The organism is Embleya sp. AB8 (assembly GCF_049739465.1).
Classification (GTDB): domain Bacteria; phylum Actinomycetota; class Actinomycetes; order Streptomycetales; family Streptomycetaceae; genus Embleya.
The window spans coordinates 13,450-34,612 of sequence record NZ_JBMHHY010000052.1; the positions used below are offsets into that span (position 1 = coordinate 13,450).

At 71.2% G+C, this 21,163-nt stretch carries 20 protein-coding genes and 1 pseudogene; 14 read left to right on the forward strand and 7 right to left on the reverse strand.

The annotated features are described in order from the left end of the window. The first annotated feature begins 129 nt into the window (after nt 1-129). The 4 genes from ABIA38_RS43900 (at nt 130) to ABIA38_RS43915 (ending at nt 3,435) form a co-directional block, all read left to right on the forward strand. The gene (locus ABIA38_RS43900; protein ID WP_424644654.1) at nt 130-831 is read left to right on the forward strand and encodes a 2-phosphosulfolactate phosphatase; all 702 of its coding nucleotides are present in this window, start codon (nt 130-132) and stop codon (nt 829-831) included. Between the two features lie 723 nt (nt 832-1,554). Continuing rightward, nucleotides 1,555-1,863: a chaplin gene (locus ABIA38_RS43905; RefSeq protein WP_424644655.1), complete on the forward strand. Its 309-nt coding sequence runs from the start codon at nt 1,555-1,557 to the stop codon at nt 1,861-1,863. 312 nt (nt 1,864-2,175) lie between these two features. Continuing rightward, nucleotides 2,176-2,616, forward strand: coding sequence for a hypothetical protein (locus ABIA38_RS43910; RefSeq protein WP_424644656.1), 441 nt, complete (start codon nt 2,176-2,178; stop codon nt 2,614-2,616). Nucleotides 2,617-2,796: 180 nt separating this feature from the next. After that, a complete protein-coding gene (locus ABIA38_RS43915; protein ID WP_424644657.1) occupies nt 2,797-3,435 on the forward strand; it encodes an FMN-dependent NADH-azoreductase in 639 nt (212 codons plus the stop codon). 139 nt (nt 3,436-3,574) lie between these two features. On the opposite strand, the gene msrA is transcribed toward ABIA38_RS43915, so the two are convergent. The 3 genes from msrA to ABIA38_RS43930 form a co-directional block, all read right to left on the reverse strand. Further along, complete coding sequence (gene msrA, locus ABIA38_RS43920) at nt 3,575-4,087, reverse strand: peptide-methionine (S)-S-oxide reductase MsrA (RefSeq protein WP_424644658.1); 513 nt, start codon at nt 4,085-4,087, stop codon at nt 3,575-3,577. 224 nt (nt 4,088-4,311) lie between these two features. Further along, nucleotides 4,312-5,856: an alpha/beta fold hydrolase gene (locus tag ABIA38_RS43925; RefSeq protein ID WP_424644659.1), complete on the reverse strand. Its 1,545-nt coding sequence runs from the start codon at nt 5,854-5,856 to the stop codon at nt 4,312-4,314. A 203-nt stretch (nt 5,857-6,059) separates the two neighbouring features. Then, a complete protein-coding gene (locus ABIA38_RS43930) occupies nt 6,060-7,487 on the reverse strand; it encodes an amidase (RefSeq protein ID WP_424644660.1) in 1,428 nt (475 codons plus the stop codon). Between the two features lie 102 nt (nt 7,488-7,589). On the opposite strand from ABIA38_RS43930, the gene ABIA38_RS43935 reads away from it, so the two are divergent. Continuing rightward, a complete protein-coding gene (locus ABIA38_RS43935; RefSeq protein ID WP_424644661.1) occupies nt 7,590-8,174 on the forward strand; it encodes a TetR/AcrR family transcriptional regulator in 585 nt (194 codons plus the stop codon). A 125-nt stretch (nt 8,175-8,299) separates the two neighbouring features. On the opposite strand, the gene ABIA38_RS43940 is transcribed toward ABIA38_RS43935, so the two are convergent. Further along, complete coding sequence (locus ABIA38_RS43940) at nt 8,300-9,424, reverse strand: FAD-dependent oxidoreductase (protein ID WP_424644662.1); 1,125 nt, start codon at nt 9,422-9,424, stop codon at nt 8,300-8,302. A gap of 95 nt (nt 9,425-9,519) precedes the next feature. Between ABIA38_RS43940 and ABIA38_RS43945 the strand changes: the two genes are divergently transcribed. Together ABIA38_RS43945 and ABIA38_RS43950 are read left to right on the forward strand one after the other, a co-directional pair. Next, nucleotides 9,520-10,245 carry a TetR/AcrR family transcriptional regulator gene (locus ABIA38_RS43945; protein WP_424644663.1) on the forward strand — a complete coding sequence of 242 codons (726 nt, stop codon included), beginning with the start codon at nt 9,520-9,522 and terminating at the stop codon, nt 10,243-10,245. Nucleotides 10,246-10,416: 171 nt separating this feature from the next. Next, a pseudogene (locus tag ABIA38_RS43950) lies at nt 10,417-10,689 on the forward strand (serine hydrolase); the annotation flags it as partial. 30 nt (nt 10,690-10,719) lie between these two features. On the opposite strand, the gene bla reads toward ABIA38_RS43950, so the two are convergent. Continuing rightward, a complete protein-coding gene (gene bla, locus ABIA38_RS43955) occupies nt 10,720-11,595 on the reverse strand; it encodes a class A beta-lactamase (protein ID WP_424644664.1) in 876 nt (291 codons plus the stop codon). A gap of 433 nt (nt 11,596-12,028) precedes the next feature. Between bla and ABIA38_RS43960 the strand changes: the two genes are divergently transcribed. The 4 genes from ABIA38_RS43960 (at nt 12,029) to ABIA38_RS43975 (ending at nt 16,473) form a co-directional block, all read left to right on the forward strand. Further along, nucleotides 12,029-13,480, forward strand: a complete 1,452-nt coding sequence (locus ABIA38_RS43960) for an aminopeptidase P family protein (protein ID WP_424644665.1) — start codon at nt 12,029-12,031, stop codon at nt 13,478-13,480. Between the two features lie 219 nt (nt 13,481-13,699). Next, a complete protein-coding gene (locus tag ABIA38_RS43965) occupies nt 13,700-14,890 on the forward strand; it encodes a sensor histidine kinase (protein ID WP_424644666.1) in 1,191 nt (396 codons plus the stop codon). 198 nt (nt 14,891-15,088) lie between these two features. Next, nucleotides 15,089-15,568, forward strand: a complete 480-nt coding sequence (locus tag ABIA38_RS43970; protein WP_424644667.1) for a carboxymuconolactone decarboxylase family protein — start codon at nt 15,089-15,091, stop codon at nt 15,566-15,568. Then, on the forward strand, nt 15,517-16,473 hold the full coding sequence (locus ABIA38_RS43975) for an RNA polymerase sigma-70 factor (RefSeq protein ID WP_424644668.1): 957 nt from the start codon (nt 15,517-15,519) through the stop codon (nt 16,471-16,473). Before ABIA38_RS43970 ends, ABIA38_RS43975 begins: the two co-directional genes overlap by 52 nt. Nucleotides 16,474-16,476: 3 nt before the next feature. Here ABIA38_RS43975 and ABIA38_RS43980 read toward each other — a convergent pair whose 3' ends face one another. After that, nucleotides 16,477-17,826 carry a GAF domain-containing protein gene (locus ABIA38_RS43980; protein WP_424644669.1) on the reverse strand — a complete coding sequence of 450 codons (1,350 nt, stop codon included), beginning with the start codon at nt 17,824-17,826 and terminating at the stop codon, nt 16,477-16,479. A 164-nt stretch (nt 17,827-17,990) separates the two neighbouring features. Here ABIA38_RS43980 and ABIA38_RS43985 point away from each other — a divergent pair, with 164 nt between their 5' ends. After that, nucleotides 17,991-18,800, forward strand: a complete 810-nt coding sequence (locus ABIA38_RS43985) for an alpha/beta fold hydrolase (protein ID WP_424644670.1) — start codon at nt 17,991-17,993, stop codon at nt 18,798-18,800. Nucleotides 18,801-18,898: 98 nt separating this feature from the next. Then, complete coding sequence (locus ABIA38_RS43990; protein WP_424644671.1) at nt 18,899-19,735, forward strand: SAM-dependent methyltransferase; 837 nt, start codon at nt 18,899-18,901, stop codon at nt 19,733-19,735. Nucleotides 19,736-19,903: 168 nt separating this feature from the next. On the opposite strand, the gene ABIA38_RS43995 is transcribed toward ABIA38_RS43990, so the two are convergent. Further along, nucleotides 19,904-20,662: a DeoR/GlpR family DNA-binding transcription regulator gene (locus ABIA38_RS43995; protein ID WP_424644672.1), complete on the reverse strand. Its 759-nt coding sequence runs from the start codon at nt 20,660-20,662 to the stop codon at nt 19,904-19,906. Between the two features lie 283 nt (nt 20,663-20,945). Between ABIA38_RS43995 and ABIA38_RS44000 the strand changes: the two genes are divergently transcribed. Next, nucleotides 20,946-21,131: a hypothetical protein gene (locus ABIA38_RS44000; protein WP_424644673.1), complete on the forward strand. Its 186-nt coding sequence runs from the start codon at nt 20,946-20,948 to the stop codon at nt 21,129-21,131. Nucleotides 21,132-21,163 lie beyond the last annotated feature (32 nt).

Below are 21,163 nucleotides of genomic sequence, written 5' to 3' on the forward strand. Positions count from 1 at the left end.
GTGACGGACCGCCTCGTAGGCGAGCGCACGCGGCTCGCCTACGAGGCGTCGACGGATTCCGCCGACCGTCGACGCGATGCGCATCACCCTCCGGGTTCCTCGGGCCGGGCATGCGCGATCATGATCGGAATGGACACTCGTTTCCTTGGTATCGCGGATCTGGTCGAAGTCCCGTCCGTGGCGGTCGTGGTCGACGTCATGCGTGCTTTCACCGTGGCTGCCTGGGCCTTTGCCCAGGGGGCGGACAGGATCGTGCTTGCCGAGTCGCTCGACGAAGCCCTGGCGCTCAAGGCTCGCCACCCGGATTGGGTGGCGCTCAAGGACGGTCCGCCCGCGCCCGGGTTCGACACGGTCAACTCGCCGGGCCTGCTGCGGTCCATCGACCTCGGCGGACGAACCGTCGTGCAGAAGACCACGGCGGGGACGGTCGGCGCCCTTGCGGTCAAGGACGCGCCACTGGTGCTGTGCGCCGGCTTCGTGGTGGCGGAGGCAACGGCTCGGCTCTTGCGGGCGCGCGAGAGTGACAGTGTCACGTTTGTGGTCACCGGCGAGGGTGGGCGCGCCGAGGAAGATCTGGCGTGCGCTCAATACATCGCTCGCAGAGCCACCGGGACCGGAACGGATGCAGCCGAGTTCCTCCGCCGCGCTGCCGAGTCGCGCGCCGCCACCGAACTGGCGGAGGGGGTGCGCCAAGGAGTCCATCCCGATGACGTCGCGCTCTGTCTCGAGCTCGACCGATTCCCCTTCGCCATGGTGGCGACCTTGGACGGCTCACTCATGGTCCTGCGTCCGTGCGCCGTGACTTCGCCGACCGACGAAAACCCGGTCTGATCGCCGGCGAGGTCTGTTTTCGACATGCGAGCGCGCGCGCCCGGTCGGGTCCGCGGCATCAACTGCGGGTCCGCCGGCGGTGGTTCGGGGCTGTGGCAGGCGGCTGACCCGGGTTGGTGCGGTGGCGGCTTCGCGGAGCCGGAGGTTCTCCTCGTGCTCCTCAGGCACCGACCCGCACGCCGCGCCGCGCCGACATCACCCGGCACGTGGCGCACACTCCCGCGCGTGTCCGACCCGGAACCGCGGCGCCGCTCCGTACCGTCGACCGGACACGTCACCTCGCCGGCCGGGCCGCTCGGGCCATCCCCGAACCAGCCGAGTCACCCGAGCCGTCCGGGCCGTCCGGGCCGTAAGCCGCGAACCGTGAGCCGTGAGCCGTGAGCCGTGAGCCGTGAGCCGGGCAACGCTCGCGGACGCCCCCGACGAGTCTCGGCGGCGGCCGGCAGCCGTCGGGGCCACCCCTCGACGACGTCGGCAGCACCCTCTTCCGTGCCCTGCTCGGGGACGGCCCGGTCGGCGAACTGCGCTTACTCGTCTGCCCACTTGCCCTCGGCAGCGGTCCGCGTGCGTTCCCCGACGACGCGCCGACCAGCCGGTCTCGCCCGCGCGTGCGCGCAAACGGGTGAACCGGTGCACCGGCCGGTTGCCGAGTCGGCGCTGCCTCGTTACATCCCATGAGCGCCGCATCCGGGCGGCGCGAACGGCGATACGGAGATATACGCAGTGAACTCGTTCAAGAAGGCCACCGCCCTTGCCGCAGGCACCGCTGCCATCGTGATGGCGGGTGCGGGGGCCGCGAGCGCGACCTCGGAGGCGGAGGGTGCGGCCGTCGACTCCCCCGGTGTCGTGTCCGGCAACAACATCCAGGTCCCGCTCCACGTGCCGATCAACCTGTGCGGTAACAGCATCGACATCGTCGGCATCCTGAACCCGACCTTCGGGAACTTCTGCGCCAACCTCGACGGCGGGGCGGACCACGACGAGATCGCCGCCGGCCACGGCGAAATCGGTGGCGCCGGTCTGTTCGGCTGAGCAACCCCACATACGGTTCGGCCGCTCCTCCACGTCCGGACCTCAGGGGCCCCGCGAGTGCGTCCGCGGGGCCCCGCACCCATGTCTCCACCACGACCCGCCGAAGCCGACCGCGAAGGCAATCACCTTCCGGATGCCGAGAGTTGTACATCGGCGGCCGAACGGCGCATCATAGGTGGGGTATACACCGACTCCCCCCGTGGTCGGTGTGACCGGGGCGTGCCCGGCGGCCCTTCCCCCGAGGCCGTCGGGCCGTTCCCCGACCGGCGCCGGCCCCGCGTCCCTTTCGCGCCTCGCTCGTTACACCGGTACATGAGCAACCACGCCCCGTCGTCGCCCGGTTCCGACACCACCACCCACACCGGCGACACCCTTTCACCCGAGCAACGCGCGGCCCTGGAACGCATCGCCGCCGCCGGCCGCAGAGCCGGCACCTGGCTGTGCGACCTCGGCCGCCCCGGCAGCCCCGTCTGGGCCCTCGCGAGCGCGATCGAGCACACCCTGGGCGGCCTGCGCGGCCTGCGCGAGGACATCGACCTGCTGCCGTACCTGGATCCCTACACCAGCCCCGCCGGCCCGGTCGTCACCGCCGTACCGCTGACCCCCGCCGAGACGGTCGCGGTGATCACCGCCGCCGGCTGCGCCCGAATCGCCCCGCACACCATGCGGCACCCCGACTTCGCGGCCCACCTGCACACCCTCGCCGACACGATCGACGATGCGCTCGGCCACGCCATCGGCCCGCGACACTGAAGTCCCACCGCGCTCGGGAACAACTGCCGCCCCAACGCGGCCGAGCAACCGACCGCACTTCGAGCCGACGACTTGCCCTCACGCCCGCGTCAATCCCTACGGTCGTCCTCGCCGTACCGCACGTGCCGTGCCACACCGCACCGACGGGCGGCACCAACCCCAGACGATCCGAGGTCGCCCATGCCTGCCCTGCTGCACCTGGACGCGAGCATCCGCCGAACCGGCTCCATATCCCGCGAGTTGTCCGCCCACTTCGCCGAACACTGGCGCCGGCACCACCGCGACGGCGGCTACGCCTACCGCGATCTGGCCGCCGATCCGGTTCCGCACATCACCCACGCGGTCCGCGAGGCGCTGCTCGACCCCGGCACCGCATCCGACGCCGCGCCGGCCGAACCGGCGCTCACCGACGCCCTCCACGCCGAACTGCGCGCAGCGAGCACCGTCGTACTCGGCGCGCCGATGTACAACTACACGATCCCGTCGACGGTGAAGACCTGGGTGGACCGCATCGTCACCCCGGCCACCATGGTCACCCCGCACGGCGACCCCGGCCCACTGGCCGGCAAATCGGTCGTGGTGGTCACCACGCGCGGCGGCTCGTACGCCCCCGGCACGCCACGCGCGGGTTGGGACCACCTGGAGCCCTACCTGCGCGCCGTCCTGCAATCGATCGGCCTCGCCGACGACTTGACCTTCGTACCGGCCGAACTGACCCTGGCGGCAACGGTTCCCCAGATGTCCGCCCTCATGCCCCTGGCCGAGCGGTCCTTGGCCGACGCCTACGAAACCCTCACCACCCTGGCCGCGCGCCCGTAGCGGACCCGCAACTCCCCTGCCGAGGCCGCCTGTCGACCCTCGCACCGTGGGCGCCCGCCAGCCCGCCTGCCCGCCACCGGCCGAATCGGCAGTGGCGGGCTCGGTCCTCGGACGGACCCGGGTCCGTTCGTGACGTCGATCAGGCGCGTTCGCGGTGCGGCAACTTCCAGCCCGGGCGCGGGAAGTGGCAGGTGTAGCCGTTCGGATAACGCTCCAGGTAGTCCTGGTGCTCCGGCTCGGCCTGCCAGAAGTCGCCGAGCGGTTCCACCTCGGTGACCACCTCACCCGGCCACAGCCCGCTCGCCTCGACGTCCGCGATCGTCTCGAGCGCGGTCGCACGCTGGTCCTCGTCGGCGTAGTAGATCGCCGACCGGTAGCTGCGCCCGAGGTCGTTGCCCTGGCGATTGCGGGTGGTCGGGTCGTGGATCTGGAAGAAGAACTCCAGAATGTCGCGGTAGCTCGTCACCGTGCCGTCGAAGACGATCTCGATCGCCTCGGCATGGTCGCCGTGGTTGCGGTAGGTGGCGTTGGGGACGTCTCCGCCCGAGTAACCCACCCGGGTCGCCGTCACTCCCGGCAACTTGCGGATCAGGTCCTGCATCCCCCAGAAACAACCTCCGGCCAGAACCGCCTTCTCCAACCGAGCACTCATGTCGCAACTCCTGACTGGGATCGTCGGCCCGGCCGAGCCGACACGACTCGCCGCGCACATCTCCGCCGGTGATCGAGCCGATCAAGCCGATCGAAGTAATCGAGCTGATCAAACTGATCGAGGTGATCGAAGTGATCAATCCATTGCATCGTATCGACTCGACCCCATACCCCTCGGCCCGGCGGACGGCGGCATCCACCAGCCCAACACCGCGCGCGGCCCGGTTATGCCGGCGCCACGGCGCCCGGCTCCGCCTCGTCGGCGCAGACCGTGCCGCGCGGCGGCAGGGTCAGGTCGGTCAGGTAGGCCGTCGCCGCCGCCCGCGCACACACGCTGCGCCCGAAGGCGGTGTGCCCCTCGGCACGGAACGTGAGCAGCCGGGCTCGGTCGAGCCGCTCGACCAGCGCGACCGCGTCCCGGTACGGGGTGTCCGGATCGCCCGTCGTGCCCAGGACGAGGATGGGCGCGGCGCCCCGGGCCCGGTACGACCCGTCGTGCCTGCTCACCCGCTCGCCGGTCCACTGCACACAGGCGGGCGCGTGGTTGTGGTCGTACGTCGGTGGCCCGAACCCGATCGCCGGGCCGAGCAACGGCGCGGCACGGACATTGGCCCGGACGTTCCACTCCAGGCGCGCCGGGTCCCGCGGATAGGCCCGGTCCACACACTCGACCACGACGTTCACGGTGAGGAAGTCGAGGCTCTCCGCCGACGGCGACCGCAGCAGGCTCGCCGTACCGTCCCCCGCCGCCGCGCGCCGCAGCGCCGTGCCCAACGCCGGCCACACCGCCTTGCCCCCGTTGAGCTCGAACATCAGCCGAAACGCGAGCGTATAGCCATTGGCAAGGGCCCCCGACGGGGTCGCCACCGGATGCGCGTCCAACTCGGCAAGCAGCCGCCCGAACGCGCCCCGCGCCGGGCCGCCGCCGAATCCGCAGCGTGCCGGGTCCGCGTCGCACCAGTCCAGGAATCGGCCCAGCGCGCCATCCAGCGCGAGGTATTGCGGCCGGTCGTACTCGTAGGGCCGGTCGGCGTAGTGCACGGGGTCGTACGCTCCGTCCAGCACCATCGCACGCACGCGTTCGGGGTTGCGGTCGGCATAGACCGTACCGATGTAGGTGCCGAACGAGCGCCCGTAGAAGGTGAGTTGCCGCTCCCCCAGGGCCCGCCGCAGCAACTCGAGGTCGCGCGCCACATAGCCGGTACCCAGGAACGGCAGCACATCGCCGGCCCTGGCCGCACACGCGGCGTCGAAGTCCCGCGCGGTGGAAACGGCACGGCGATAGGCGTCCGGCCCCGGACGTCCCGGCGAGTTCGCGAGCTCCCGCGCATAACGAGCGTGGTCCCAGCACTCGTACCGCGCGCTGCGCCCGATCCCGCGCGCGTCGAACCCGAACACATCGAATCGCTCCCGCAGTTCGCCCGGCAGCGAGGCGTACCCCGCGCGTACGAAGTCGACCCCCGAGTTCCCCGGCCCACCGGGCTGCATGACGAGCGTCCCGAGCCGCCGGCGCGGATCCGTGGCCCGATGCCGAGTCACCGCGAGGGTGATGCCCCGCCCGCGTGGGTGGCGATAGTCCAACGGCACGGTGGCATCCGCACATTCGAAGCCGGCATCCGGGGCGGCGCACGGCACCCAGGTCAGCACGGGCGGCGACACGCCCTCCTCCCGACTCGGCACCGCCGCAGCGTCCACCACCCCGCCGCCGATCAGCAACAGCCCGACCAGCGGGACGACGGCAAACCACGACCGGCCGCAAGCCCACCTCATCCGCACCGATCCGGGTCCCTTCCCGCCGCTCCGCGCCGACCACACGGCCGAAGTCCGCGCCGTCGCCCGTGCAATATCGCAGACCGGACCCGGTTTCCCTCGACCACGATCCGCCATTCGGCCCAGCACCCGGCGGAGTTCAGGTCGCCGACGCCGCCGTCTCGACCCGCCTGGGATGCGGGTCGAGACGAACCTCCGCGTGATCAGTCGGTCCGAGTGCCCCGTGGGTCGATCGGGGTGAATACGCCGTGGCGGTCCTCGATCGCCTGGGCCGCCGTCAGACACATGTCCTCGCGGAACGCGCGCCCGACGATCTGTACGCCGGTGGGGAGTCCGTCCACGACACCGGTCGGCACGGCCACCGCCGGGACGCCCACGAAACTGGTGGCGCGGCTCAGCCGCATCGCGGTCGCCCATCGGACCCAGCCGGCCCGGTCGCGCGACTCCAGGCCCGGCTCGAACGGCGGTTCGGTGAACGTCGGGCCGAGCAACAGCGGGTATTCGTCCAGGAATTCGGCCCAGGAGCGACGAATGTTGAGCCAAGTGCCCATCAGCTTCAGCAATTCCTCCCCATTCACCGGCGGGGTCTGCTCCATCGCCATCTCGATGAAGCGGTCCCCGCCCGGCCCGAGCAGGGTGCGGACCATCGGCCAGCTGGGCGCGAACTCGGTGACGGTGATCTGGTTGTACGCCACCAACGCCTCGTCCAGGCGTGGTACGTCCGCCACTTCGCGAACCTCGTACCCGGCGTCCCGCAGCGCCTCGGCCGCGCTCGCCACCGCCGCGCGCACCGAGGGGTGGACACCGTGCCCGCCGGGATCCGCGACGACCGCGACCCGTACCGGCCCGGGCAGCGGTTCGCCGTACAACGGGACCGGCACCGCGCGCGGATCCCGGGGATCGGTGCCGGCCAACACCTCGTAGGCCAGCCGCAGATCAGCCACGCTGCGCGCCAACGGCCCGTCGGTGACCAGGAATTGCGACGCCGGCCCGGGGTCCTCCGGGCCGAGGAAGCGGTGGTCCATCGGAAAGCGGCCCACGGACGGGTTCAATGCGGCGACGCCGCAGAACTGGGCCGGTGCGCGCACCGATCCGCCCGAGTCGTTGCCGAGGCCGAGCGCCGCCATGCCGGTGGCCACCGCCACCGCGTCCCCGCCGCTGGAGCCGCCGGGGGTACGGTCGGCGGCCCACGGGTTGATCGTGTCGCCGAACAGCTCGCTGCGCGTATGCATCCCGGCCAGGATCAGCGTGGGTATGTTGGCGTGCCCGATCGGGATCGCCCCGGCCGCCCGCAGGCGAGCCACCGGCGGCGCGTCGGCCGGTGCCACCATGTCGCGGAAGCGCGGCACGCCGAACGTGGTCGGCACACCCTCGATCGCGGTGGACTCCTTCACCGTGAACGGCACCCCCGCGAGCGACCCCAGCTCCGCACCGGCGGCCCGGCGCCGATCCGTGTCCGCCGCGGCCTCCCGAGCGCGCTCGGCAAGAACTTGGGTCACCGCGTTGACCTGCGGGTTGACCTCCGCGATCCGCTCCAGATGACGGTCCACCAGTTCCGCCGCCGAGACCTCCCCTCGGCGCACCGCCTGCGCCTGCGCGGCGGCCGACATCTCCCACAGTGCGTCCCCCATGGCACACACCCCTCTCGTCCACGTTCCGATGCAACTGTATCGGAACTGTACTCTGTGATCCGATGCACCCGCATCGAATATCGCCTCGGGAGGCGACCGAGCATGCCCAAACAGGTCGACCACGCAACGCGCCGCCGAGTCATCGCCGACGCCGTCTGCCGGCTCGCCGACGAGCGCGGTCTGGAAGGGGTGACCCTGCGTGACGTCGCCGCCCGGGCACAGGTGTCGATGGGCGCGGTGCAGCGCTGCTTCCACACCAAGGAAGAGATGCTCGTGTTCGCCCTCACCCACATCGGCGACCGGATCGCCGAGCGGGTACGCACCCGGCTGACCGCGAGCCCGGCCCAATCCCCGCGCACCGCCCTGGGCCACGCCACCACCGAACTCGCCCTGCTCCGCGACGAACACCGCGCCGAGGCAAGAGTCTGGCTGGCCTTCCTCGCCCAGGCGGCCGTCAGCGAGCCACTCGCACAGCGGCTCAGGTCGAACTACGCGGCCCTCCAGACCATGTTCACCCACCTGATCTCCGAAGCCACCAACCCCGAAGACCCACCCCAGGAAGCCCGCACCCTCCTGGCCCTGACCGACGGCCTGACCACCCATGTCCTGATCGGCCACCTGACCCCCGAACAGGCCGAAAAGACCCTCCACGCCCACCTGACCAACCTGTGGGAACGCTCGACCTGACGCTTCGGCCGGCAGTACTCGACCTGACCCTTCGACTGGTGGTACTCGACCGCGTCGTCAGCCGGCGGGGATCGGTATGTCCACGAGCGGGCGGTCCGGTCGATCACACAAGGTGAACTTCGACCTCAGGACAGTTTCGCTTCGGGGGCGAAGGCGGGCAGCCGCTCGAGGCTGCTGCGCACGGCCTCCGCGCCGTACTCGAACATCTGCCGCTCGTAGTCGTCGACCGCGCCGGGCAGATCCTGACGGCCTTCGCCTGCCTCGATCAGGCACCGGCGCAGCAGGTCGGCGTCGCGCAGTGCCGTGTTCGCGCCGTTGCCGCCGGTCGGGGAGGTGGCGTGGATCGCGTCGCCGAGCAGCGTGACCGGGCCGGACGCCCAGCGCTCACCGGGCCTGACCACCCGGATGGACAGCAGGGTGCTGTTGTCCGGGTCGGCCTGCTCGATCAGCGCGCGCAGCTCCGGGTGCCAACCTTGCATCCTGGACAGCACGGCGTCCTGCGCGGTGAGGTTCTCCAGCGAGCCGTTCGGCGGCAGGATCATGGCCCAGCGCACGTAGTCGCCGATGTCGGGCAGCGTGACTTCGGGGGCCAGTTGCTCGGCGGCCTGCTTCGGCGGGGTACGAAAGCGCATCGCGCCGAGCAGCAGGCTGACGCCGTCGCCCGCGATCTTCGAGCCGTATGCCTTGGACAGGCCGGCGAACTCGTCGGTCAGCGGGGTGCGGCCGATGACGAACCGGACGCCGGTGTCGGTCGGGGTGGTCTGCGGCGACAACACCCCACGGACCGCGGAGGTGACGCCGTCCGCGCCGACGAGCAGGTCCGCGGTGGCCGGATCGCGGCGGGCGAACCGGGCCCGGACCTTGCCGTCGGCCGCCACGTCGTAGCCGGTCAGCGCGGCATCGGTGTGCACGGTGAGGCCGGTCAGCAACAGGTGTCGCAGCACCTGCCGGTCGACCACGATGCCGGTCCGGCCCGCGCCGAGCCGGCCGATCTCGTTCAGCTGCGGGTCCAGGATCAGCTGCTCGGCGGAGGCCTCCATGACGATCTCGTCCAGCAGCGGGTGCCGGCGCGTCGGCAGGCAGTTGCGCACCGCCTGGAAACCGATCGGGTCCAGCACGAGCCGGTAGCCCTGGAACCGTGCGGCGATCCCCGGGTCGCGCTCGAACACGTCGACCTCGATCCCGGCACCACGCAGACCCTGCGCGAGGGCCAGACCTCCCAGACCGGCTCCGACAACGGAAACTCGCATCACATACCTCCAAGACATCGATACGAACTTAGTTCGCTCTGATGATCTAAGTTCTAAGAGACGAACTTAGATCGTGTCAAGGTACAGTGGTCGGCATGTCCGCCGATCCCCGCCAACGCCGCGCAGCTCGCCACGCCCAACCCGCAGCGGAGGTCGCCGCGTCGGCGCCACGCAAGAAGCCGATCACCGTCGAACGGATCACCGACGCCGCCCTGGAAGTCGTCGCCACCGAGGGGTACGACGCGCTGACCATCCGCCGGGTCGCCGCCGTGCTCGGCACCGGTCCGTCGTCGCTGTACGCGCACATCGTCAACAAGGACGACATCGACGATCTGCTGATCGGCAGGCTCTACGCCGAGGTCGTGCTCCCCGAACCGGACCCGGCCGCCTGGCGCGAGCAGCTGCTCGGGGTGTACACACAGATCCGCGACCTGTACCTGAAATACCCTGGAGTCTCGCGCGCCGCGCTGGCCATGGTGCCGACCAACCTGGAAACGATGCGGGTCGGCGAAGGAATCCTGGCGATCCTGCTCACGGGCGGCATCGAACCGAGGACGGCCGGATGGGCCCGCGACGCACTCTCCCTCTACGTCAGCGCCTACGCACTGGAGCAGTCGCTGGTCCAGCTACGGCGCCGGCACCAGGATCAGGAATGGGTGCTCAGTAACGAGGAGTTGTTGGACCGCTTCACCGCACTGCCTGCCGAGAGATTTCCGCACACTCGACGCCACGCCGCCGAGCTGATCTCCGGCACCGGACACGACCGCTTCGAGTTCGCCCTCGGCCTGCTCATGAACAATCTGCGGCCCGCATCCGGTTGACCTGCGGCGTGCGGTGGCCACATGGTGCCGAGACGATGACAAGTCGCATCTCGTACAGGGAAGTTCGTTCACCTTGAACGATCGGCGCACGGCCCTGACACTCCTCGCGCCGACCGCCGAGGCGGAACCCCGCAGGGTACGGAAGCGGCCAGGGCCGGCCCGCCGGTTGCCTGCGCGCGCGTACGCACCGTCATGGCAAGGCAGTTGACCCGCCACCGGATCGCCGCCGGCTTCCGCCCGCCCGTGCGCGTCGCCGCCAAGAGCGGCAGCCTGGTCGGCGTGATCCGCAACGAGATCGGCGTGATCACCCACCCCGACGGCACCCACCACGCCGCCGCCATCTTCACCCGTTCCCGCCCCGGCGCCGACGAGGCCGCCATCAACCGGGCCATCGCCACCGCGGCCGCGACGGCCGTCGACACGCTGCGCGAACAGCGCGCGTGACGGCGAGGTCGGAGCCGGCGCCGGCTCGGGTCAGCGCAGCATCGCCGCCACCGCTTCGGCGGCCTTGGCGAGCAGGGGTTCGTCGGCGGGTGCGTTCCGGTCGTGCTTGGTGGCCAGGATGGCTATCACGATCGGGGGTCCGGCCGGTGGCCAGGTGATGCCGACGTCGTTGGTGGTGCCGTAGCCGCCCGTGCCGGTCTTCTCGGCGGTCCGCCAGTCGGATGGGAGGCCGGCTCGGAGGCGGTTCGTGCCGGTGGTGTTGGCCAGGAGCCAGTGGGTCAGCAGGTTGCGGTCCTCCGGGCTCAGGGCGGTGCCCAGAGTCAGGCGGGCGTACGTCCGGCCGATGGATCGCGGGCTCGTGGTGTCGGTCGGCCGGCCCGGTTCGGCCGAGTTCAGGGTCGGTTCGGAGCGGTCGAGGCGGGTCACCTCGTCGCCGAGGGAGCGGCAGAAGTCGGTGACGGCCTGCGGGCCGCCGAGGGCTCGAAGGAGCAGATTCGCCGCAGTGTTGTCGCTGTACTGGATCGCGGCGGCACACAGCTCGGCGCCGGTCAGGCCGGCGGCCAGGTTCTCGGGGCGGCCGGTGATCGGGGCGTAGCCCGAGCGCGCCACGTCCTCGTCGGTGTAGTGGATGCGTTCGGTAAGGAACTCGTGGTCGAGGTCGCGCAGTACGGCGCCGACGGCGACGGTCTTGAACACCGAGCAGATCGGGAACCGTTCGTCCGCGCGGTAGGCGACGCACCGGCCGGTGGCCGTGTCGAGGGCGAACACGCCCAGGCGGGCCGCATGTTCGCTCTCCAGTCGGCGCAGCTCGCCGACCGTCGCGCCCGCGAACGCCCGGCCACCGAACGGGACGACGACGGCCAGCGCGGTCGCGGCACTCAGGATGTTGCGCCGTGTCGGAGTCATGGTCGACCACCCTTCCCTTCGGACACACCCGACCCTAAGGCCCCGTCAGGTAACGGGTGAACATTGCCACGAGTTCGTTCTCGACGCGGGTGAGGTCGATCGGGTCGGGTGTGGCGACCAATAGCCTTCCTCGGCTACTGGCGCCACGGCCGCTCCGCCCCGTGCGGACGCGCACCCACCTCGGCTGAATCGCACGCATCGCCTGTGCCCGCTGGGCCGCAGCGAAGATCTCGGGCCATGCGTGACGGATGAATCGCCCCACCACACTGCCCGCACCGTAGCGATCTCCGATCTCCCGGACGGCTCGCCGTCGGCCGTCGGGGAGGGTAGAGGGTATCGGTGCCACGCCCCCTCCCTCCCCCCGTGGGCCGTCGGTCAGAATGGGGGGCATACATGTTCGAAATTCGACCGAAGTCGAGCCGAGGAGGCAGGCGTGGTTGCCGAGAACGGGCAGTCCGCAGAGCAGGCGCAGCCGATCAAGCAGCGCAAGAACGGCCTCTACCGGGGTGTGTCGGACGAGCTGGCCGCGAATATGCGGGGCGGCTGGGCGGACACCGAGCGCAGCGATCCGGCACCGATCGAGCAGGCCCCGAACGCGGCGCGGCGGCGGGCCGCGCTCTCGGCGCGGTTCCCGGGCGAGCGTCTGGTGATCCCCGCGGGCAACCTCAAGACGCGGTCCAACGACACCGAGTACGCCTTCCGGGCGGCCAGTGAGTATGCGTACCTGACCGGCGATCTGACCCAGGACGGCGTACTGGTCCTGGAGCCGGTCGCCGACGGGCACGACGCGGTGTTGTACCTGCTGCCGCGCTCCGACCGGGAGAACGGCGAGTTCTGGCTGGACGGGCACGGCGAGCTGTGGGTCGGTCGACGGGCCGGGCTGGCCGAGGGCGAGCAGCTGTACGGGCTGCCCTGCCTGGACGTGCGCAAGGCCGCCGAGGAACTGGCCGGGACGGACGGCGCCGTGCGCATCGTACGTGGGCACGACACGGGCCTGGAGGCCGCGCTCGGTGCGCGGCTCGACGCCGAGCGGGACGAGGAGTTGCGGGTCTTCCTGGCCGACGAGCGGTTGGTCAAGGACGAGTTCGAGATCCGCCAGCTCCAGGCGGCCGTCGACTCGACGGTGCGCGGCTTCGAGGACGTGGTCCGGGTCCTGGACCGCGCGGAGGCCACCTCCGAGCGTTACCTGGAGGGCACCTTCTTCCTGCGCGCCCGGGTCGAGGGCAACGACATCGGCTACGGCTCGATCTGCGCGTCCGGACCGCACGCGACCACGCTGCACTGGGTCCGCAACGACGGCCCGGTGCGCAACGGCGACCTGCTGCTCCTGGACGCGGGTGTCGAGACGCACACCCTCTACACCGCCGACGTCACCCGCACGCTGCCCATCTCGGGCACGTTCACCGCGTTCCAGCGCCGGATCTACGACGCGGTACTCGCCGCCCAGGACGCGGGCATCGCGGCCGTGCGTCCCGGCGCGAAGTTCCGCGACTTCCACGACGCGGCGCAGCGCGTCCTGGCCGAGCACCTGGTCGCCTGGGGCCTGGTCGAGGGACCGGTGGAGCGGGTGTTGGAGCTGGGCCTGCAACGCCGCTGGACGCTGCACGGCACCGGGCACATGCTCGGTCTGGACGTCCACGACTGCGCGGTGGCGCGCACCGAGGCGTACGTGGACGGCGCGTTGGAGCCGGGGATGTGCCTGACGGTCGAGCCGGGCTTGTACTTCCAGGCCGACGACCTGACCGTGCCCGAGGAGTATCGCGGCGTCGGGGTCCGGATCGAGGACGACATCCTGGTCACCGAGGACGGCAACCGGAACCTGTCCGCCGAACTCCCGCGCGGCGTCGACGAGATCGAGTCGTGGATGGCCCGCCTGCGGTCCTGATCGACGAACGCACGCGGCGGAGGCCGCCCGCCCGGCAACGGGCGGGCGGCCTCCCGCATCTACGCTCCGCGGCGGACAAGGGCCCGCTGCCCAACGGGCCCACCCGCGGGCATAGGGCTCAGGTACAGGGTCGGCTACGGTGGGTTGGACCTGCGGCGGAGGGGCGGTTCCGCGTGCAGGGTGATGCGGCGTCACCACCGCAACACGTACCGTCGCAACGTGCAACGAATCTACGCCTGGCTGCGAGCGCATCCCCTCTGGGTCGATTCGGCGTGCGCCGTACCGGTGTTCGGCCTCGCGATCATTCAGCTGCTGACCGCCGACGACGAGCCCCGGAACTTCCCCGGGGTGGCCGCGATCGTCGTGGTCCTGACCATCGCCATGGCGTTGCACCGGGTGCGTCCCCGGATGGCGACCGGGCTCGCGGTGCTGGCCGGGCTGGCCGAATTGGTCGCGGACGGCAGCGTCACGGTGGCCAACTACGCGATGTTGGTCATCGTGTACCACGCGGCCAAGGCGGGTTCGCGGCGGATGTCGCAGGTCGCGCTCGCGTCGACCGTCGTCGCGCCGGCGATCCTGCTGGCCCGATTCCCGCACTCGGACGGCGCTTCGTGGCGCGCCAACGCGTTCCTGGCCAGCTTCATCGTGGTACTGCTGGCGATCTCCTGGGTGTTGGGCGATTCGATGCGCACCCGCCGGGCGTTCTACGCCGAGTTGGTCGACCGCGCCGCCCGACTCGAGGTCGAGCGCGATCAGCAGGCGCAGATCGCGGCGGCGGCCGAACGGGCCCGGATCGCCCGGGAGTTGCACGACGTGGTGGCACACAACGTGTCGGTGATGGTGGTCCAGGCGGACGGCGCGGCGTACGCGATCGACGCCGCGCCCGAGTCGGCCCGCGAGGCGCTGGGCACGATCGCCGCCACCGGGCGCGAGGCGCTGGCCGAGATGCGCTGGCTGCTCGGCGTACTGCGTTCGCAGACCGAGAGCGACGCCTACGTCCCGCAGCCCGGCGTCGCGCAACTCGACGAGCTCCTCGAACGGGTCCGCCGCGCGGGCCTGTCGGTCCGGCTGCACACCGAGGGCACCCCGGTCGAACTGTCCCAGGCGGTCGGTCTGACGGTGTATCGCATCGTCCAGGAGGCACTCACCAACACCTGCAAACACGCCGGCCCGGGTGCCACGGCGCATGTGGCGCTCCGCTACCCGGGCGACGACATCGAGATCGACATCCACGACGACGGCCGCGGCGCGGCGGCCCCCGGTGACGGCATGGGCCACGGCCTGATCGGCATGAGCGAACGGGTGGCCCTCTTCGGCGGCCGACTCACCACCGGCCCGGCCCCCACCGGCGGCTGGCAGGTCCACGCCCGCCTCCCCACCCACCCCCGCACCCCGTCCCGGTCCCGGTAGCCGCCCCCGGACATGACCGGCGTCACATTCGGCACTGTCACATTTCCGGGGGGCTGTCTCGTCGAGGAAGTGTCCGACACGGACGCTCCGTGAATACCGACACCAAGCAACACCAAACAACACCCAGCAACACCAAGCGACACCAAGCGACACACAACGAGACCAGACAAAACCAGACGACACCAAAGGACGGTCACCATGTCCACCAGCGCCCCCGCCACCCCCACCGAGCCCTCGCCGCGACTGGCCTGGACGCGGGTCGACCCGGCCGCCTATCAGGCGATGAAGGGATTGGAGACCTACTGCGCCGAGCGCCTGGACCCCATCCTCTTCGAGTTGATCAAGATGCGGGCCAGCTACCTCAACGGCTGTGCGTACTGCCTCGACATCCACTCCCGCGACGCGCTCGCGTTGGGCGAGAGTGCTCAGCGGCTGATCGTGGTGGCCGCGTGGGAGGAGGCGAATCACCTGTTCACGCCGCGTGAGCAGGCCGCGCTCGCGCTCACCGACGCGGCGACCCGGCTCGGCGAGCACGGCGTTCCGGACGACGTCTGGGCCCGGGCCGCCGAGCAGTTCACCGAGACCGAGCTGGTTCATGTGATCACCGCCATCGCTACGATCAATGCGTGGAATCGATTCGCGATCGCGACCCGAGCGGTGGTCCCGGCGCGGCCGTGAGCAGCACGTTCGAGGCCGGCGAGGCCGGTACGGCGGTGCTCGACGAGTCGTTCGTCGAGCACCGGCCGATGTTGCTCGCGCTGGCCTACCGGATGTTGGGTTCGGTACACGACGCCGAGGACACCGTCCAGGACGCCTTCGTCCGCTGGACCGGTACCGACCGGGCGGCGATCGCCAATCCGGCGGCGTTCCTGACCACGATCGTCACCAGGCTGGCCGTGGACCGGCTCCGCTCGGCGGTGGCCCGGCGCGAGACGTACGTCGGCCCGTGGTTGCCCGAGCCGCTGCCCACCCACCCCGACGACCCCGCCGACACGGCGGCGCTGCGCGACTCGGCGTCGATCGCAATGTTGTTGCTGATGGACCGGCTGACCCCGGTCGAGCGTGCGGTGTTCGTACTGCGTGAGGCGTTCGCGCTCCCGTACGACGAGATCGCCACGACCCTGGAGCGCAGCGCCGCGTCCTGCCGTCAGCTGCACCGCCGCGCCGTGCGGCGCGTGGCCGCGCTGCCCGGGCCGGTCCCGCCGGCCGATCCGGCGCGCGGGCGGCGCCTGGTGGAGGGTTTCCTGTCGGCCGCGCGCGACGGCGATCTCGATCGGCTCAAGGCACTGCTGCGGGACGACGTCGTCTACACCACCGACGGCGGCGGCCGGGCCCGGGCGGCGCGCCGGCCGATCCTGGGCGCGGATCGGGCGGCGCGGGTGTTCGCCTCGTTGTTCGCGCGGTTCTACCGGACCGCCGAGCTTCGGCCGATGTGGATCAACCACGCGCCGGCCGTACTGATCGAGCGGCCGCGTGGGCAACAGGTGCTCTACGTCTTCGAGTTCGGTGCCGACGGGCGCGCCGGGCGGTTGTACGCGGTGGTCAATCCGGAGAAGCTCGCCCATCTCGACGTGGCCGGGTGACGCTCAGGGTTGCGGCGCGGTGGACCAGCGCAGCGCGGTGTCCGGGTCGGCGGTGTCCAGGACTCGGCGGCGCAGCCGTTCGTGCAGTGCCTCGCGCAGTTCGCGCACGCGTGGGGCGGTGGAGCCGGGCAGGAGTGGGCCTCGGTAGCGGTCGAGGAGGGTGTCGAGCGGGGTGCCGGGGGTGGCCAGGGCCCGGTCCAGGTCGAGGAAGTCGGCCTCACAGTCCCCGGTGAGCCGATACGGGTCGGAGCCGAGCCGGTGGCCCAGAATCGCCCGCAGCCGGGCCAGTTCGGCCCGGACGGTGGCCGGGCGCCCGGTCGGGCCGTAGACCGCGTCGGTGATCGCCCGGGCCGTCATCCCGCCGGGTTCGCTCAGCAGCGTGGTGACGATCTCGGCGTGCCGGCGGGTGAGTTCGTGGTCGGCGCCGGCGATGTGCAGTCTGGCCCGGCGCAGTCCCAGGGCCTGGAAGCGCAGCGGCGCGGTGGTCACCGGGCCGGCCGCGCCGTCCTCGGCGATGACCAGGAACAGGCCGCCGGCGGCGAGGCGTTCGACGAGCAGGAGCTGTCCGCCGGGCAGCACGAGGGGGCCTTCGGCGGGCGGCAGCGGTACCGGGAGGCGCTGCGGCAGCCAGCCGGGCGGATCCGCGCGCAGTACCCGGCCGCGCGGGTCGACGATCGCACTTCGGGTGCCGAGTCGGCGGGCGATCCGCTCGACGTAGCGCGTCCGTACCCGCATCTCCTCCCGCAGCCGAACCGTCTCCAGCTCGGACTGGGCCAGTCGGCGGGCGGTGTCGAGCAGGGGTACCGCCAGTGGTTGCCAATGCCGTTCGGGGCAGGTGAAGTCGAGGATGCCGAGCAGTTCGCCGCTGGCCGGGTCGTGGATGGGGGTGGCCGTACAGGTGTAGGCGGTGGCCGCGGAGAGGAAGTGCTCGGCGCCGAACACCTGGAACGGCCGCCCGGTGGCCAGCGCCGTCCCCACTCCGCTGGTCCCCGCCGCGGCCTCGCTCCACAACGCGCCCGGCAGCAGGTGTACACGCTCGGCCGAGCGTAACGTCGGCCGATCCCCCTGGACCCACAGCAGATGCCCCCTGGCATCGCTGAGGAACAACAAGCGCCCCGGGTCGGCGGTCAGCCCGCTGAGCGAGCGGCGCAGCAGCGGCCAGATCCCGGTGAGCGGGTGTTCCTCGCGCGAGCGGGCGAGTTCGTCGTCGTCGAGGCTGACGGGCGGCAGGTAGGCGTCGGGCGGCAGGCCGTGTCGGCGGGCGCGCGACCACGAGGCCCGGATCGGGTCGCGGACACCCGATGCCGTTCCCCCGCTCAGCGCCCGTTCGCGTGCGTCCGGTCGTTGTGCCATCCGGTCATCATGCCGGCACGGTCGGTGTCCGGCGGATCCGGGCGCGGGCGCGGTTTTGCAACGCTGCTGCAACCCCCCTGCGCCGGCTGGTGGGTGGCCGGCTCGCTCACGCAGACTGCGGGCAGCGCAGGTCGGCGCGACCTGGCTGGACCAAAGGAGAGAGCGTGCCGTATCTGGAGTTGTCCGATGCCGTTCCGCTGTACTACGAGGAGCACGGCGAGGGCCGCCCGGTGGTGCTGTTGCACGGCTGGACGATGAACGGCACCTTCTGGTCCGGCAACATCGCCGCGCTGGCGGCGGAGAACCGGGTGATCGTGCACGACTTCCGCGGTCACGGGCGTTCGGGCAAGACGCCGGAGGGGCACTCCCTGGAGCAATACGCCCGGGATGTCAAGGAGTTGATCCGGGCGCTGGGACTGGCCGAGGTGACCCTGGTCGGTTGGTCGATGGGTACGTCGGTGATCCTGTCGTATGTCCGGCAGTTCGGCTGCGAGGGCTTGCGCGGCGCGGTGTTCGTGGACCAGTCGCCGCGCTTCCTGGACGCGCCGGACTGGGAGTTCCCGCTGCTCGGTGGCTATTCGCCGACGGATCTGGCAGTGTTCACGCAGACCGTGCGGCAGGCCCGGCCGGTCGCGGTCAAGCCGTTCATCGAGACGTGCTTCGCGGATCCGCCGGCGGTGGAGGCGGTGGACGCGGTGTACGCGGAGACCACCCAGACGCATACCGCCTCGGCCCTGGACATCTGGTTCGACATGGCCTATTCCGACTGGCGGTCGGTACTGCCGCAGGTGCTCGTCCCGACCCTGCTGATCTACGGCGAGCGCAGTCGGGTCTTCCCCGGTGATGTGGCCGGTTGGCTGGCCGGGGTGTTGCCGGACGCTCGGGTGGAGAAGTTCTCTGCGAGCGGCCATGTGCCCTTCGTCGAGGAGCACGAGCGCTTCGACGCCGTCGTCACGGATTTCCTCCGTCGCTGATCTCCCCAGGCGATCCGGAGGAATAACGCGGGACCGCCCGGCGGGTATCCCCGCCTCGCCCGTTCGGGCGGCCCGTGGCCCGAGTACCGGGAAGGCCGATGATTGTGATGCCGCAACAGGCGCCGGAGGCGCGACCACCCGTGTGGGGTTTGCGCACCGATCTGGCTCATCCGGCTCGGATGTACGACTACTACCTCAACGGCAAGAACCACTTCGCGGCGGACCGCGAGGCCGCCGAGGCGGTCCTGGGGACGGCCCCGGAGGTACGCTCGATGGCCCGGGCCAACCGGGCCTTCCTGCGTCGCGCGGTGGCCTTTGCGACCGGCTGTGGGATCCGCCAATTCCTGGACATCGGGGTGGGGTTGCCGGCTCCGGGCGACACCTACGAGTGTGCGGTGCTGGCCACGGAGGAGGCCCGGGCGGTATACGTGGACAACGACCCGCTGGTCCTCGCGCATGCCCGGGCGTTATCGAGCCGGCCGGGCCGGGTGCGCGTGGTCGAGGGCGATCTCCGGGCCCCGGAGGCCCTGTTGCAGCAGGCGTCGGTCCGCGCGGGGGTGGACCTGAACCGGCCGGTGGCGGTGGTCCTGACGGCGGTCCTGCACTACGTCTGCGACGCGGACGACCCGGCGGCGATCGTCCGCACGTTGATGGCGGCGACACCCCCGGGCAGCGTCCTGATCCTGTCCCACGCCGCCGCCGACCTGCACCCCGAGGCGGCCCGAACAACCGCCAAGACCTATCGCCACTCGGCCACCCCCCTGTTCCCCCGCGCGTTGCCCGAAGTCGCCGCGCTCTTCGCCGACCTGACCCTGGTCAAGCCCGGTTTGGTCCCGATCTCCACCTGGCGCCCGGACCGCCTCCCCCGCGCGTACGCGGACCTCGAATGGCTGTACGCGGGGGTAGGGCACAAGCCGCACCAGCGGGGTCGATGAGGGGCTCCCGGAGGGAAGGCAAGGAGACACACAGGGCTTGGACCGCCCACGCCGTGCGAGCCTCGGCGTGGCACATGAACGGCAACTCCCGGACGCGCTCGCCTGATCGGCGGGTCGGCGGGTCGGCGGGTCGGCCCGGGAAGTCGCGGCCCGGGCCCCCGGTCCCCCTCACACCACCGTCACGCTCACCCCCGCCGCGGTGATCCGGTCCAGTTCGTCCGGTGGGGCGTCCTGGTCGGTGACGAGGTGGCCGATCGTCGACAGTGGGCAGATGCGGGCCAGCGTCGCCTTGCCGACCTTCGAGTGGTCCGCGACCACGACCGTCAGGTTGCTGCGGTCGGTGAAGGCCCGGTCGGTCGCCGCCTCCAACTGGTCGTGCGTCGTGCAGCCGTGCGCGGCGCTGATCCCGTCCACGCCCAGGAACGTCACGTCCGTGTAGTAGTCGGCGAGCGTCTTCTCCGCGATCGGCCCGACCAGTTCGTAGCTCTCGTTGCGGGCCGTGCCGCCGATCACCACGAGTGTGACGTCCTTGTGCAGCACCAGCTCGGCCGCGATGTTGACCGCGTTGGTGACGATCGTGACCGGCCCGCGCTCGGCCAGGATGCGGGCGATCTCGGTCGCCGTGGAGCCGCCGGTCAGCCCGACCACCGCCCGGTCCGGGACGAGTGCGGCGGCGGCTTGGGCGATGGCCAGCTTCTCCGGGCGGCGGCGTTCGCTACGGTACTGCATCGGCGTCTCCAGGCCGATGTTGCCCACCGACGCCCCGCCGTGGGTGCGCCGCAGCAGGTTCATCGCGTCCAGGTGCTGGAGGTCGCGGCGGACCGTGGCCCCGGAGACCGCCAGGGTCGCGGACAGTTCCTCGACGCTCACACTCCCGTGCGCGGCAACGTGTTCGAGGATGCGCGCATGGCGCTCGGTTCTCAGCATGCCCGCAGCCTATCCGTGCGCATTCGCGCAGTCACCCGAGACGGGAAAGCGAACATCGCAACATTCCCGGGGCATTCGGCAACCTCCGTGCACAGTATGCGCACCGATGATCCCTTGACATGGTGATTCATGCTCGATTTACTGCTGCGACGCCGAAGGCAGCGCAATCGGCGGCAAAGGTACGCCTAGCCGGTGGACGGTGTGCAGCCGCAAGCCCGGACAAAGTCGCCAGGGTGTCTTCGGACGCCCGAGGCGGGGACGTATCCTCCGTTCCTGGAGTTCGATGATGAACACCTTCCTCCCGCGCAGCTCCGCCCGACACCTCGCCGCCCTCACGGCGACCACCGCGTACACCGCCAAGGGCCTGAGCAACGCCTGTGCCACGTGGGGCGATCGGCTGAGCGTCGTCCGCCGCGACCTCCGCGTCCGGCCCGTCGGCGACCCCGCGTACGTCCGCAAGACCTGCTGACGCCTCCGCTTTCCCCCACCCCACCCCCCTCC

Coding starts and splice junctions, on each gene's coding strand:
- ABIA38_RS43900 (WP_424644654.1), top strand. CDS start 130: ATGGACACTCGTTTCCTTGGTATCGCGGATCTGGTCGAAGTCCCGTCC.
- ABIA38_RS43910 (WP_424644656.1), top strand. CDS start 2,176: ATGAGCAACCACGCCCCGTCGTCGCCCGGTTCCGACACCACCACCCAC.
- ABIA38_RS43915 (WP_424644657.1), top strand. CDS start 2,797: ATGCCTGCCCTGCTGCACCTGGACGCGAGCATCCGCCGAACCGGCTCC.
- msrA (WP_424644658.1), bottom strand. CDS start 4,087: ATGAGTGCTCGGTTGGAGAAGGCGGTTCTGGCCGGAGGTTGTTTCTGG.
- ABIA38_RS43925 (WP_424644659.1), bottom strand. CDS start 5,856: ATGAGGTGGGCTTGCGGCCGGTCGTGGTTTGCCGTCGTCCCGCTGGTC.
- ABIA38_RS43930 (WP_424644660.1), bottom strand. CDS start 7,487: ATGGGGGACGCACTGTGGGAGATGTCGGCCGCCGCGCAGGCGCAGGCG.
- ABIA38_RS43935 (WP_424644661.1), top strand. CDS start 7,590: ATGCCCAAACAGGTCGACCACGCAACGCGCCGCCGAGTCATCGCCGAC.
- ABIA38_RS43940 (WP_424644662.1), bottom strand. CDS start 9,424: ATGCGAGTTTCCGTTGTCGGAGCCGGTCTGGGAGGTCTGGCCCTCGCG.
- ABIA38_RS43945 (WP_424644663.1), top strand. CDS start 9,520: ATGTCCGCCGATCCCCGCCAACGCCGCGCAGCTCGCCACGCCCAACCC.
- bla (WP_424644664.1), bottom strand. CDS start 11,595: ATGACTCCGACACGGCGCAACATCCTGAGTGCCGCGACCGCGCTGGCC.
- ABIA38_RS43970 (WP_424644667.1), top strand. CDS start 15,089: ATGTCCACCAGCGCCCCCGCCACCCCCACCGAGCCCTCGCCGCGACTG.
- ABIA38_RS43980 (WP_424644669.1), bottom strand. CDS start 17,826: ATGGCACAACGACCGGACGCACGCGAACGGGCGCTGAGCGGGGGAACG.
- ABIA38_RS43990 (WP_424644671.1), top strand. CDS start 18,899: ATGATTGTGATGCCGCAACAGGCGCCGGAGGCGCGACCACCCGTGTGG.
- ABIA38_RS43995 (WP_424644672.1), bottom strand. CDS start 20,662: ATGCTGAGAACCGAGCGCCATGCGCGCATCCTCGAACACGTTGCCGCG.
- ABIA38_RS44000 (WP_424644673.1), top strand. CDS start 20,946: ATGATGAACACCTTCCTCCCGCGCAGCTCCGCCCGACACCTCGCCGCC.